The organism is Chitinophaga sp. ARDCPP14 (assembly GCF_051362515.1).
In the GTDB taxonomy this organism is placed as follows: Bacteria; Bacteroidota; Bacteroidia; order Chitinophagales; family Chitinophagaceae; genus Chitinophaga.
Genome location: NZ_JBKIXB010000002.1, coordinates 698,833 through 713,070 on the forward strand (window position 1 = coordinate 698,833; position 14,238 = coordinate 713,070).

9 protein-coding genes are annotated in these 14,238 nt (G+C 47.9%); 1 reads left to right on the top strand and 8 read right to left on the bottom strand.

What is annotated here, in order from left to right; genetic code table 11:
* Window positions 1-233: 233 nt before the first annotated feature.
* The 4 genes from dinD to gltB form a co-directional block, all read right to left on the bottom strand.
* Window positions 234-1,064 (bottom strand): DNA damage-inducible protein D, encoded by an 831-nt coding sequence (gene dinD, locus ACLHR0_RS07525; protein WP_436485658.1) that lies wholly within the window; start codon window positions 1,062-1,064, stop codon window positions 234-236.
* A gap of 108 nt (window positions 1,065-1,172) precedes the next feature.
* Entirely contained in the window at window positions 1,173-1,784 is a 612-nt protein-coding gene (locus tag ACLHR0_RS07530) for a hypothetical protein (RefSeq protein WP_436485660.1), read from the bottom strand.
* Between the two features lie 263 nt (window positions 1,785-2,047).
* The gene (locus ACLHR0_RS07535) at window positions 2,048-3,523 is read right to left on the bottom strand and encodes a glutamate synthase subunit beta (RefSeq protein WP_079471497.1); all 1,476 of its coding nucleotides are present in this window, start codon (window positions 3,521-3,523) and stop codon (window positions 2,048-2,050) included.
* Between the two features lie 63 nt (window positions 3,524-3,586).
* Window positions 3,587-8,116 carry a glutamate synthase large subunit gene (gene gltB, locus ACLHR0_RS07540; protein WP_370908884.1) on the bottom strand — a complete coding sequence of 1,510 codons (4,530 nt, stop codon included), beginning with the start codon at window positions 8,114-8,116 and terminating at the stop codon, window positions 3,587-3,589.
* Window positions 8,117-8,485: 369 nt separating this feature from the next.
* Between gltB and ACLHR0_RS07545 the strand changes: the two genes are divergently transcribed.
* On the top strand, window positions 8,486-9,550 hold the full coding sequence (locus tag ACLHR0_RS07545) for a hypothetical protein (RefSeq protein WP_429043164.1): 1,065 nt from the start codon (window positions 8,486-8,488) through the stop codon (window positions 9,548-9,550).
* Window positions 9,551-9,568: 18 nt separating this feature from the next.
* On the opposite strand, the gene ACLHR0_RS07550 is transcribed toward ACLHR0_RS07545, so the two are convergent.
* The 4 genes from ACLHR0_RS07550 to ACLHR0_RS07565 all read right to left on the bottom strand — a co-directional run bounded on the left by ACLHR0_RS07550 (window position 9,569) and on the right by ACLHR0_RS07565 (window position 14,130).
* Window positions 9,569-11,110 carry a family 10 glycosylhydrolase gene (locus ACLHR0_RS07550; protein WP_429062248.1) on the bottom strand — a complete coding sequence of 514 codons (1,542 nt, stop codon included), beginning with the start codon at window positions 11,108-11,110 and terminating at the stop codon, window positions 9,569-9,571.
* 88 nt (window positions 11,111-11,198) lie between these two features.
* Complete coding sequence (locus ACLHR0_RS07555) at window positions 11,199-13,067, bottom strand: mechanosensitive ion channel family protein (protein WP_436485663.1); 1,869 nt, start codon at window positions 13,065-13,067, stop codon at window positions 11,199-11,201.
* A 47-nt stretch (window positions 13,068-13,114) separates the two neighbouring features.
* Window positions 13,115-13,567, bottom strand: coding sequence for a methylglyoxal synthase (locus tag ACLHR0_RS07560; protein WP_332004585.1), 453 nt, complete (start codon window positions 13,565-13,567; stop codon window positions 13,115-13,117).
* Window positions 13,568-13,614: 47 nt separating this feature from the next.
* Complete coding sequence (locus ACLHR0_RS07565; protein WP_436485666.1) at window positions 13,615-14,130, bottom strand: ferritin; 516 nt, start codon at window positions 14,128-14,130, stop codon at window positions 13,615-13,617.
* Window positions 14,131-14,238: the final 108 nt, after the last annotated feature.

Sequence of the window (14,238 nt, forward strand, 5' to 3'; positions counted from 1 at the left end):
CGCAAAAGCACGTTTATGGTTTACTTTGCCGGCAGGATAGTGCAACCGGGCGCTTGCCTGCGGGTACAACAAAATCCATACCTCAGGGGTACCGGCAACGAATCGTTATTGCAAGAATACATCAAATACGGTAACGGACATACTTTTTTTGGCGATGGAAACAGAATGGGGTGAGTAGTAATATGCACAGATTGGCGAAAAGGAAATGGACCGGACGGGTTGGTTTTTATTACTTAGTTATCCTGATTCAGGGCATTTTTATCTTCTTTTTCAATTCTTCTTTTTACTTTATCCACATCTTCTGCCGGGGGAAGGCTTTCTGGTTTTACACCTCTTTCCAGGAGCACATTTCTAACGGCGGTATTGTTGTCAACATGTTCTTCGGTAATATCCTCTTCTCCTTTCAGGTCTTTTTCCAGTACATTATGACTGGTGAGTTCTGTGGCGAGGTCTTTTGCTTTAATGGTAATAGTGGGAAGGAAATCGGCCAATGCCCTGTTTTCGGGAATGACCAGTTTTCTCTTCATATCGCGGGTGGTAAATCCTCCGAAAAGAGCCTCATCGCCCTTCGAGCGGATCCGGGCAAATCCTTTATCGTCCACCCCTCTTTCGTAAATAATACCGGATAATGCCTTTTCTGACTTCGATAGCTTTTCCCGGGCATTAATACGGTCAATATCCAGCAATCTTTTTTCAACAATTTCCTGTTTGCGGGTTTGCACGGCAAAGTAGGTTTGGGCAAATGCAATCGGATCTTTTTGGGTGTCGCCACTTTGAGCGATCAGGTAGCAGGCGTAACGGGTAAGCGCGATGTCCTGAAGTTCCCTCGTTGCATCACTGCCAACAGCGACCATTTTGCTGATGTCAGCAAAATGGTCTGAAACCAATACACCACTGTTTTCACAGGAGGCTTTTGCTTTGTCAATTACTTTCAAAAAGTTTCTCCACTGCGTATAGCCAAGAATTTGCTGCAATTCCCTGGCGCTCCAGCATTCGATACCCTTGTGTTCATAACAAGCCTGTTCAAATTGTTTAAACAGCGCTTCAATTAATTCTTTTTTCATGAAAAAATATTTATTCATCTCACAATATTGTAATAGGCACAATATACCAAAGCCATAACAGCAGTGGGTTAACGAAACTTAAACAGTATCATTTTGAAAGAAGAATAATTACTTTGTTCCGGGTTTATTCCGTTGATTAAACCGGAAGATATAATACTCCAGCTGATCTTTCTTTTCCCTGTCGCCCCTGAATTCGTCGAGCAATACGCTGTCTTGCGGGAGAATATATTTTTTGAGATTGTAGGCAGATAGTTCCAATATCTGGCCTGTCACCACATTCAGCACTTTTTTGAGTACCACCGGTGTGCTGATGCTGTTTGTTGTCATATCGGCCTGGTTTAAATAGCCCCGGGAGGGTTGGATGCCGTGCAGGGCATATATGCAGTAGTAGCCGATTTCCTGTAGTTTATTAAGACCGTTGTCTTTGATGTAGATGTTCCTTCCGTCGCAAAAGCCCCAGTAGTTTTTCAGTTTGTGTTCCTGGCCGGCGCCATCCCGGAGCACCAATTCATTCCTGTTGGCCAGCAGATAGATCTGCGCGGCGGAGCTGCGGTTTTTTATAACCAGGTCTCCTTCTTCCGAAGGATTATTTGATTGAAATTCCTCAAAGGTTTTATACAGGCCTTTCTTTAGTTGAGGTGCGTCTGTAATCAGCACATTTTGCGCTGCTACGGAAATACCGAGTAACAGCAGGTTCCAAAAACACAACAGTTGTTTCATAATAAACAAATGTATTGGGTTTAGGAAGTGAGGTTAGCCGGAAATAGCTGAACACCGGCTTTGTTTCTGCTGATGTTTGAATTATGTCTTTAAAATCAGGAGAGGGTGGCGTTAACAGCAGGCATTAAGCAGAAGCTGGCGGTTTCCCGGGAGGGAATCCTGTCTTTTAAAAAAATATAGGCCGGGTAAAAACCCGGCCCGGCTGAAGGTTACAACAAAATCTAAACCTGCTTATGAGAAAAATTTTGATTTACAGTTTTGAATTATAAAGCCATTGCCTGCAGTGAATGGTCTTTGCTTTCCAGCTGGGAGCTGCCCATCAGGAATTCGTCCACTTTTCTTGCGCACTCACGACCTTCGCTTATTGCCCATACCACCAGTGACTGTCCGCGGCGCATATCGCCGGCAGTGAACACTTTAGGAATAGATGTCAGGTAGTCTTTTTCGGTAGCTTTTACATTACCGCGTTCATCTCTTTCCACTTCCAGCTGATCCAGTAAGCCGGTATGCTGCGGATGTACGAAGCCCATAGCCAGTAAGGCCAGTTCGCAGGGTACATCTCTTTCTGATCCGGGAACTTCCGTGAATTTTGCCGGTCTGCCGTCGGCGCTGGCGGTCCATTGCAGGTCTACCAGGCGCAGGGCTTTCAGGTGGCCGTTATCATCTCCGATAAAGGATTTGGTGGCGATGGCCCATTTACGGTCTGCTCCCTCTTCGTGGGAAGACGATGTTTTTAAGACCATCGGGTAGGTAGGCCATGGCATATACGGCGTACGTTCGCCCGGAGGTTTTGGTAATAACTCCAGCTGTGTAACGCTGTTGGCGCCATGACGGTTACTGGTTCCCACACAATCGGAGCCGGTATCACCACCACCAATTACAATTACATTTTTGCCGGTTGCCAGTATATCGCTGCCTTCTACTGCAATATTGCTTACTCTTTTATTCTGCTGCTTCAGGAAGTCCATCGCATAGTGTACGCCTTTCAGCTCACGGCCCTGGATAGGCAGGTCGCGTGGAATGGTGGAACCACCAGCCAGTACAATTGCGTTGTATTCTCTCAGCAGATCATTGGTACTAACGTTAACGCCTACATTGGCATTGCATTGAAACACCACGCCTTCTTCTTCCATCAGTTTCACACGGCGGTCTACTACCCATTTTTCCAGTTTGAAGTCCGGAATACCGTAGCGTAAAAGTCCGCCCGGTGCATCGTCGCGTTCAAACACGGTAACGGTATGGCCGGCATAGTTCAACTGTGCTGCTGCGGCTAAACCGGCGGGGCCGGAACCAATAACAGCTATTTTTTTGCCGGTACGCATACGGGGCGCTTTTGCCTGTACCAAACCTTTATCGAAAGCTACTTCAATGATGTGTTTTTCTATTTCCTCGATAGCTACCGGAGGCTGGTTAATACCGAGCACACAGGCGCTTTCGCAGGGAGCCGGGCAAATACGGCCGGTAAATTCCGGGAAGTTATTGGTCGAGGACAGTATATCATACGCTTCTTTCCAATCCTGGCGGTATACGGCATCGTTAAATTCCGGTATCACATTACCCAGCGGGCATCCGCTGTGGCAAAAAGGCACGCCGCAGTTCATACAGCGGGCAGCTTGCTGATTTAATTTATTATCGGGGAAGCGTTCTACAAATTCATTATAGTGACCAACCCTTTCCCGGGGATCCGCTTTCCCGGGCAGCTCGCGTGTAAATTCCAGGAATCCTGTAGGTTTACCCATAATTTTCCTCCACAAGTCCCTTACCTGCAAGGGATATTTTGATGATGAATGTTAATTGTTCAATTAATGACCTACTTTCTGACCCTGTACTTTGTCTGATTTCAACGCTGCCTTGTATTCTTTCGGGAACACTTTCACAAAATGACGCAGTTGGTTTTCCCAGTCTTTCAGGATAAACTTCGCCACGGTGCTGTTTGTGTAGGCGTGATGTTTTGTGATCAGATCCTGCAACATGGCTACATCTGCCTGATCCAGCGGATCGAGGTCAATCATATCCCGGTTGCAGTAGTTGGCGAAAGTGCCTTTCACATCGTATACAAAGGCAATACCACCGCTCATACCTGCTCCGAAGTTGCGGCCGGTTTCACCCAGTATCACCGCTTTACCACCGGTCATGTATTCACATCCGTGATCACCCACTCCTTCTACTACTACGGTAGCGCCGGAGTTACGTACACAGAAACGCTCGCCAGCCTTACCGCGGATGAAAGCTTCACCGGAAGTTGCTCCATAGAAGCAAACGTTACCTGCAATGATATTTTCTTCCGCCTTGAATCCTGCTTCTCCGTGTGGATAGAGGATCAGTTTGGAGCCAGACAAGCCTTTACCAAAGTAGTCATTGGCTTCCCCTTCCAGTTCCAGCGTTAACCCCTTAGTGGTGAAAGCGCCGAAGCTCTGGCCTGCAGATCCGATAAATTTGAAATGCAGGGTGTCTTCCGGTAATCCTTCGCTCTTGTAGCGTTTGGATATTTCGTTAGACAAGATGGTACCGATGGTACGATCTGTATTTTTTACAGGGAACTGCTGATATACCCTGGCTTTCTTTTCCAGTGCAGGCTGTGCAGCCTTCAGCAGTTGCCAGTCGATTACCTCGCTGATGCCGTGATCCTGTTCTTCCTGTTTGTACAGGCCGGTTTCGGCAGAAGCTTCTTCTTTATATAAGATCGGTGACAGATCCAGTTTTTGTGTTTTCCAGTTGGTGATGTTATCACGCATCTGGAGGCATTCTACCTGACCCACCATTTCATTGATGGTGCGGAAGCCCAGGTCTGCCATGATTTCGCGGAGTTCTTCCACGAGATAGGTGAACAGGTTTACCACGTGCTGCGGATCGCCGGTGAAGCGTTTGCGCAGTTCAGGATCCTGGGTAGCCACACCAACAGGACAGGTGTTTACATGGCATTTACGCATCATGATACAACCTTCTACCACGAGGGCAGCGGTAGCAACACCCCATTCTTCAGCACCTAATAAGGTAGCAATCGCAATGTCGCGGCCGGTTTTCAGCTGGCCATCTGTTTGCAGTACTACCCTGCTGCGGAGCTTATTTTTTACGAGGGTCTGGTGTGATTCGGCCAAACCGAGCTCCCATGGCAAACCTGCGTGTTTGATGGAGCTTTCAGGAGAAGCGCCGGTACCGCCATCGAAACCTGAAACCAGTACCACATCGGCGTGTGCTTTTGCAACACCGGCAGCGATAGTACCAACACCAGCCTTGGATACCAGCTTCACGCTGATACGGGCGGCACGGTTAGCATTTTTCAGGTCATAGATCAGCTGTGCCAGATCCTCAATAGAATAAATATCGTGGTGAGGAGGTGGAGAAATGAGGCCCACACCGGGTGTGGAGTGCCTTACTTTTGCGATCCACTCATCCACTTTATGGCCGGGCAACTGCCCGCCTTCGCCGGGTTTTGCACCCTGCGCCATTTTAATCTGTAATTCGTCGGCATTGGTCAGGTAGTAGCTGGTAACCCCGAAACGGGCGCTGGCAACCTGTTTGATGGCAGAACGCATAGAGTCGCCGTTTTCCAGCAATTCATAACGCAGCTCATCTTCCCCACCCTCACCGGTATTGCTTTTTGCGCCGATACGGTTCATGGCAATGGCCAGTGTAGAGTGTGCCTCATGGGAAATAGATCCAAAGCTCATAGCACCGGTAGCAAAACGCTTGAAGATGCTGGATGCTGGTTCTACTTCATCAATGGAAATAGAAGGACGATTCTTTTTAAACGTAAACAGGCTCCGTAAAGTGGCTGCTTTTTCGCTTTGATCGTTTACTGCTTTTGAATACTTTTTGAAAGCAGCATAGTCGCCCATACGGGTAGCCAGCTGCAGATAGTGAATAGTAGTGGGGTTAAAGAGATGGAATTCTCCTTTACGTTTCCACTGATATACGCCACCCTCTGTTAAACGCTGCACCGGTGTTTCTTTACGACCGTAGCCCATCCAGTGTTTAGCCAGTGTTTCACGGGCAATTTCATCGAGCCCCAATCCCTGGATACGGGAAACGGCGCCGGTGAAATATTTATCAACAGTTGCCTGGTTGATACCCAATATTTCGAAGATCTGTGCACCCTGGTATGATTGCAGGGTGGAGATGCCCATCTTGGAGAATACTTTCAGGAGGCCGTCACAGATAGCTTTGATATAATTTTTCTTCAGTTTATCTACGTCGAGCGCGGTGTCCAGTTTGCCATTCAGCTTCATATCGCGGATGGTGCTGAGGGCCAGGTATGGGTTGATGGCGGTTACGCCAAAGCCCAGCAGGCAGGCAAAGTGGTGTACTTCCCAAACATCACCGGCTTCCACGATCAGTCCTACCTGGCCACGGTAACCCTTGCGGATCAGGTGGTGGTGAACGGCGGATGCAGCCAGGATAGATGGAATGGCGGCGTGTTCTGAGTCGATAGCACGGTCAGAAAGGATGATCACTTCAAAACCGTCTTCCACGGCGTCTACCGCGTAGCGGCATAAGCGGGCCAATCCTTTTTCCAGGGAGCCGGGCTTACCGTCTGCCTTGAAATAAGTGTGCAATGTTTTGGCCTGGAATAAGCCGGTATCGATACTGCGGATCTTTTCCAGTTCGTGGTTGTTGAGGATCGGGTGGCGCAGCGCCAAACCATGGCAGTGCAGCGGATCTTCATCCAGCAGGTTACCGTTGTTGCCTACAAAAGTAGCCAGCGACATCACCAGTCTTTCCCTGATAGGATCAATCGGCGGGTTGGTTACCTGTGCAAATAATTGTTTGAAATAGTTACAGAGATGTTGTGGCTGATTGCTCAGGACTGCCAGCGGAGTATCTGTACCCATGGAGCCAACAGGTTCCTTGCCATCAATTGCCATTGGGGCAATGATGTGATCCAGGTCTTCTGTGCTGTAACCGAAAGCGCGCTGGTATTTAAAGATCTGGTCGTGTTCCAGGTGAGTAAAGGTTACTCTTGGTTCCGGCAGTTCTTCCAGGCGGATCTTATATTTATTCAGCCATTCGCCATAAGGTTGCTGGGAGCAGATCTGTTGTTTCAGCTCTTCATCACCTATGATGCGGCCCTGGTCCATGTCTACGATAAACATTTTACCAGGTTGCAGGCGGCCTTTCTCTTTAATATTTTTTGGATCGATGGGCAATACACCGGCTTCAGAAGCCATGATTACGCGATCGTCTTTTGTTACCACGAAGCGGCTCGGACGTAAACCGTTACGATCCAGGGTCGCGCCAATAATTTTACCATCGGTGAAAGAAATGGAAGCAGGACCATCCCATGGCTCCATAAGGGAGGCATGATATTCATAGAACGCTTTCTTTTCTTCGCCCATGTCTTCGTTGCCGTCCCAGGCTTCCGGTACCAGCATCATCATTACATGCGGCAGGGAGCGGCCGGTCATGGTGAGCAGCTCAATCACATTATCCAGGCTGGCAGAGTCGGACTGGCCTTCTTCCACGATGGGAAGCAGCATTTCCATCTCTTCTTTGCTGAAATATTTGGAAATAAAGTCCCTTTCGCCGGCGCGGAGCCAGTTAAGGTTACCTTTCAGCGTATTGATTTCCCCGTTGTGGGCAATGTACCTGTAAGGGTGGGCCAATCTCCAGCTGGGGAAAGTGTTGGTGGCAAACCGGGAGTGGATGAGGGCAAAAGCCGACACCATTTTCTCATCGCTGAGGTCTGTATAATAATGACGCACCTGGTAGGTGGTCAGCTGACCTTTATATACAATTGTTTTATAAGAGAGGGACGCAATGTAAAACAGCGATTTCTCTTTAGGAACGGTATTGCGAACAGTTTTGGAAACGTAGTTACGGAGCACAAACAATTTGCGCTCAAAAATTTCCGGATCGCTGATATGATAAGGACAGGCAATAAATACCTGTTCAATTTCCGGTTCTACAGAAAGGGCTGATTCACCAATACCATCCGGGCGTACCGGTACTTTACGGTAACCCAGAATTTCCAGGCCCAGTTTCTCTGCGCTGCGTTGAAATATTTCACGGCATTCTTCACGCCAGCGTGGCTCTTTCGGAAAGAAGACCATGCCTACACCGTATTTTCCAAACTCCGGTAAGGCGATGCCCAGTTTCAGGCATTCATCATACAGGAACTCATGGGGCGTTTGAAACAGTATTCCTGCACCATCTCCCGTGTTCTGCTCACAACCGCAGGCTCCGCGGTGTTCCATGTTTTCCAGCATGGTTAAGGCATCACGTATAATATGGTGGGATTTACGACCCTTGATGTGGGCAGTAAAACCTGTTCCGCAGGCATCATGTTCAAATTCCGGACGGTATAAACCTTGCGTTTGCTTCACTTCATCCATTTGGTTTAGATTTTTTGCTTTGGCACACCCTTCCCTTCTGACTTGCGCCGCGGGTGATGGTGTACGATATAATTCGGGAACGGTTTAAAGATACTAAAGGAACGCGGTATTTTTTGTATAAACTTTTGTTAGACGGTTAAAATTTAGAAAAACATAAAAAGATGGCGGTAATTGTTAGAATATTTGAAAAAATGGCTGCTCCCTCAGGACAAATTGGTTCCATTTTAAGGCTCAGACCGGCACCTTTAAAGTGACCCGGATTATAACACTTTTGTGCGAGGTGCTTTTTCAACCGCCCTGTATTATATTTGAATGATACCCTTTACTAACATAAACGCCTATACCAATTTTATGCTCCCAAAGCTATTCATGAGTGCGTTTTTAGTGTCTGCCGGATTTCTGCTGCCGGCCCGCGCACAGGATGCCGCCGAAGCGCCGGCTGCCATCTCACAAAAAAAAGTAAGCCTGGCGAAGGCCTCCCCCTTTACCGCCGACAGCCTGCAGGCGAAAGTATCCGGAATTGCCATTGTCAGCGCGGTATGGGATACCGCCCGCATTGGCTTTTTACAAACCGGACTTTTCAATAATAAGGCAGAAGCCATCCCTGATAAGGAAATGGGCAGGTACCTGCAGGAGTTCGTAAACAATACCTTCGGAGGCATATTCACCCCCGGTAAGCCCCGGCTTATATGGGTGGTAGAAGATCTTCGCATTGGGGAACGTACTCAGATGATGGGAGAAAAAGCCTACGTCCGTGTAAAGGCAACCGCCTACGTACAAACCGGCGACGACACCTACAAATTGCTGAAAGCCATGGATATAACACATTTGAACAATGGCTTTGATGTAACCCACCAGCACCGGAACAATATCTCAAATGCATTCAAGGAATTTTATGCGGCCGGCGCCGGGGTCCTGGATTCAGTGCTGGCGGACGCCGGGCCGGGACTCTCCTATGCCGCGACCACAGGAATTTATGCAAAAAAGCGGGAACTGCCGGCGCTGAAGGACCCTGTTATGAACGATGGTATATACCTGTCATTCGCCAGTTTCCTGGAGAACAAGCCTGATATCCTGCAATATGAAACAAAAGGGAAAGCGGGCAAAGTAAAGGTGTATGCTATTCCCGGCGATGGCCAGAAAACAATTGTTCCTGCCTTATGGGGTGTGGTAAAAAACGGGGCGGTGTTTAAATACAATGATAAATCACTGGTAGGGCTTTCCCGCAGCGGTTATGGCTATGTGATCACTTCTTATTTGTCGGCCTATGAAAGGAGGCAAAGCGCTATTATAGGCGGGGCCTTAATGGGCGGCGTTGCCGGCGGGTTGCTGGGGTCTACTGTTGCACTGCAGCACACAGATGCCTTCCCGGAATTAAAACTTCCTGCAGAAGCCACCGCGATAGATATGGAAACAGGCGCACTGATTTTTTAATGCGCCTGTTTCCCGCTGCTATGGCTCGAAAAGGAATTGTACTTTTCCATTTAACTGCCGCATACGCAGTGGCTCGCTGATATGACTCTCATTCTGTAATCTGTCGAGTGCGGTGACGATGTAGGTATACAGCTTCCCTTTCACATAAGTGAGGTCCTTAAATTCAGGATCGGACGATTGCGACAGGATGCTGATAATTTTCGTAGGGTCGCTGACGTTAATCGCTTCGTTTTGCTCAAACCGGTACAGGACATACTGTTTGGTGTGGCCGCTGGTATCATCATCTGCCCAGTGTATTTCCAGTCCTCCCGGCCGTTCAAAGGCATCAATAAAGTAAGGCGCTTCGGGTGTTTCCTTTGGCAGCCACGGCATAATGGGCCGTAATGCAGGGTACTTATAAAGACGGGTACGCAACGCATCTTCAATGCCCAGCGGGTTGCCGCGGAAAGAGGCCGCACTGTAAAAAATACTGCCCTGGATAGTGTTCAGTGTTCTCGCTTCTTCTATTTGTGCCGGTAATTCATTTGGATTTTTCCAGGCCGCATTGCTGCCAATCCGGTACACGCCGTGGCCAATATACACGTGGCGGCCATAGCCATGTTGGCTCCACCAGTTCAGTAATATTTCGTAGTCGGCCAGCCGGTGTCCGCGCTCCCAATAGATCTGCGGCGCCACATAATCGATCCAGCCGTTTTTCAGCCATTTCAGGATATCGGCAAACAGATCGTCGTAGTTGGTTTGACCGCCTTTGGTATAGGATCCTTCCTGGTCTTTGTCTTTGTTACGCCAAACGCCAAAGGGACTGACACCAAACTTTACCCAGGGTTTTTCTGCTTTGATGGCTACGCTCAGCATTTTTATGATGGCATCTGTATTGGCGCGGCGCCAGTCATCTTTCATCATATTGTTGCCATACAGGCGGTAGGAGCTGTTATCCGGGAATTCTTTTCCCGGAACCCGGTAAGGATAAAAATAATCATCGAAATGTACGGCGTCGATATCGTAGCGTTTTACCACGTCGCGGATAACCATCGTTACATATTCGCGCACTTCCGGAATGCCCGGATCAAAATATTTTTTATTGTCGTAAACAACGAACCATTGTGGTTTCAGGCGGGTAATATGATTGGCTGCCACGCTGCTGCGGCTTGTATTAAATACAGCCCTGTATGGGTTAAACCAGGCATGAAATTCCATGCCGCGTTTATGCGTTTCTTCCACCATGAACTGTAACGGATCATAGTACGGGTTTGGCGCCTGCCCCTGCACGCCCGTGAGGTATTCAGACCAGGGCTCATATGGAGATGGATAAAAGGCGTCGGTAGCCGGGCGCACCTGCACCACTACCGCATTCATACCATTTCGCTGTTGCTGGTCGAGTATGGCAATGAATTCCTGCTTTTGCTGCTCTGTACTCAGGCCCCGCCGCGATGGCCAGTCAATATTTTCCACAGTGGCAATCCACACCGCTCTTAGCTCGCGTTTGGGGGGCAATTGCGCCCATGCCTGCTGCATTCCGATAATCAATAGTATTGCGCCTGCTATAAATTGCTTCAACATCTGCCTGACTTTTTAACCGTAAGATGCGAAAATAGCAAAAAGCAGGGCTGATCCGATACAAATATGTGATTCTTATGAAGATAGGGAACTAATCTTTCTCCATCTTCAGCTTCGTAGCAGGCGCCTGGTAATCTTCCGGCAAATATTCTGTTGGGACCGTGGTCATATTTCCATCGCGGTGTGCAATGAAATGCGGCGACATAATTTCAATACCCGCAGCATTAAACTCATCTATGATATGCCGGTGCAGATCAGAATAGATGACTGCCATTTTATGGGAATGATCGGTATATACATTGATTTCGTAAGCGATGGCAAAATCATCCAGGCTGGTTTGTAAAACAAAGGGCGTTTTGTCTTTCATAACGCCGTCTGTTTCTATAGCAGCCTTGATCAGCATTTCATGTACTTTTTTCCAGGGCACTTCATAGCCGATAGTAACGGTAGTATGTAAGATGAGGCCAAGGTCTTTGCTGGATGTGGTGAAGTTAATGGTATGGCCACTTAATATGCTGGCGTTGGGCACTGTAATTTCTTCGTTCTTAATCGTGCGCAGCCTGGTTACCAGCAGGTTCTTTTCAATTACATCTCCCGTAATTTCCCCGATTTTTACCCGGTCTCCGATCTTAAAAGGGCGCATGTACGTAATTACAAAACCCGCTATCACATTGGAAATGGCGGAAGAAGAACCCAATGAAAACAAGATGCCGAGGAAAACAGAAACGCCCTGGAATATTTTTGAATCTGATCCGGGCAAATAAGGAAATATGACAACGAACATAAAGGCGTACAGCAGGAACTTGATCCCGCTTCCGGTGGGTCTTGCCCAATCGGCATAAAAACCTTTGAGCGAGAGGTTGCCGGTGGCCACTTCTTCCGAGAGATAGTTCACCAGTTTTACCAGGTACCGCGTGATAAGATAAATTACGATGATGGTGAGTAATTTGGGAAGATAATGCAGGAAGCCCACCAGGATGGATTTGATGGGGGATAATGTCCAGTTGATCAGTTTATCGGCGATGCCTTTTGTCCATGGAAAGATGCTGAATACAAAGGGCAGCGTAATATAAAAGACAAAAAGAATAGCCACGATCCTTACTATACGCAACGCGTTAAAAACAATACCGATCTGCTTTTGCTGGTTCAGCAAAGCGTAATCTTTTACTTTTACGCCTTTGAAATAGCGGTCTTTTTCACGGACAATCCTTTTGCGCAGGCGTTTGAACAAGCGGTTGATGCCGTATACGATAGCGGAAAATATAACGATGATCAGTAACAGCCAGGCGATCCTGACAAGGACATTCTGCAGGCTGCTGTCTTTCTTTTCCTGTAATATCGCGTTGCGTACAGCGGCGGCATACTTTTGCGCAACAGGTTCTTTTTCCTGGTCCAGCCAAAGAGCGTCGTCATTTGTTACGCTTAGCAGCACCAGTTCATTATAGGTAACGTCTATATTGTTTTCGTTGGGTATAACTTTAATTGAATCAGGTATAAAAAAGGGATCGTCGGCCAGCTGCGACAGTTTATGTTCAATGTTTGCTGCACGGTCGCTTGGGTTCAGTGGTCCCAGTTTGTTATAAATATAGAAGAGGGTATCACGGCGGAAGGGTACTACGGGAATGCCTTTGCTGGTAGCTTTCAGCTGGATAATCCGCTGGCGGGCAGCTACTTTTTTCAGGGAGTCGGCCTGTTCAAAAGCGGAGAGTTTCTGTTGCAGTTCTTTTTTGCGGTTGTCGTTGTCGTTACTGATCAGCAGCAGTTGTTGCTGCAGCTGTTTTTTCTGTTCGTCGTCCGCTTTCTGGAGAGAATCGTTTTCCCGGAGCAGGCGGGTGGTAAGGATCAGTTGTGAGTTTGTGAGGGAGTCGCGGGTGGCTTTGCTGCTATCATTTTGTGCGTTGCACAGCAAAGCCAAACCAGTCAGAATGGTAATAAAGTAGAGGGTAAAAGCAGTTTTCATTCCCGGAGCTTTTCTTTAATGTACGGAAAATCCGGGTAGTAAAACGCCTATATCTTCCTTTTTGTATACTGGCTGTAGTCCGGCAAACTTGCTTCGTATTCCTGGTGCATGAGCGGGGATGTGAGGAGGAAGTCGGCCGATGCGCGGTTGCTCGCCATCGGGATATTCCACACCACACCTAAGCGCAGCAGGGCTTTGATATCCGGGTCATGAGGCAGGGCTTCCATTGGGTCCCAGAAGAAAATGATTACATCGAGTTCCCCGGTGGCCACGAGTGCGCCAATTTGCTGATCGCCGCCCAGCGGGCCACTCAGGAGTTTTCTTACAGATACATCCAGCGCCTGTTCTATCAGCAGACCGGTAGTGCCGGTTGCATACAGTTCATGGCGGCTCAGTACCGTTTTATTATAAGTGGCCCATTCAATTAACTCCGCCTTTTTGTGGTCGTGAGCGATGAGGGCAATTCTTTTGCGGGCTTTTAAAACTTTTGATGTTTGCATATGTGACCACAAAAGTAATAAGTGACGCGCAATAATTAAATCTAATGTTAGTGTTTATCGTTGCTGTCCAGAACAGCCAGGTCGCGGTCAAAAATGTAAAGACCGCCCTTGTCTTCCCCGATCAGTTTTAATTTATCAAGAATATGCCGGGCCAGGCGTTCTTCTTCAATTTGTTCGGTCACATACCATTGCAGGAAATTGTGAGTGGCATAGTCCTTTTCGCTGAGGCACAAATCCACTAGGTTGTTGATCTCTTTGGAAACCAGCAACTCATGACTAAACACTTGTTCAAAAATGGCATGTATGCTTTTGAATTTCACGGTAGGTTGCTTTAATGCAGGAACCAGGCCATGACCACCTCTTTCGTTAATAAATTTCAGGAGCTTCAGCATGTGGCCCCTTTCTTCATCGGAATGGCGGTACAGGAACTGGGCCACGCCATTGTACCCCTGCACCTCTGACCAGGAGGCCATTGCCAGGTAATATTGGGAGGAGGCTGCTTCCATTTCCACCTGCTGGTTCAGTGCGTCATAAATTTTTGGAGAGAGTTCTTTCAATAACATAATGAAAAATTTGTATAATATGAAGAAGATCGAGGTGTGACGGGGATATCACCGGGAACTATACCGGGATTGTAAATTTCGATAGACTACATTTAGATGCATCCCGGA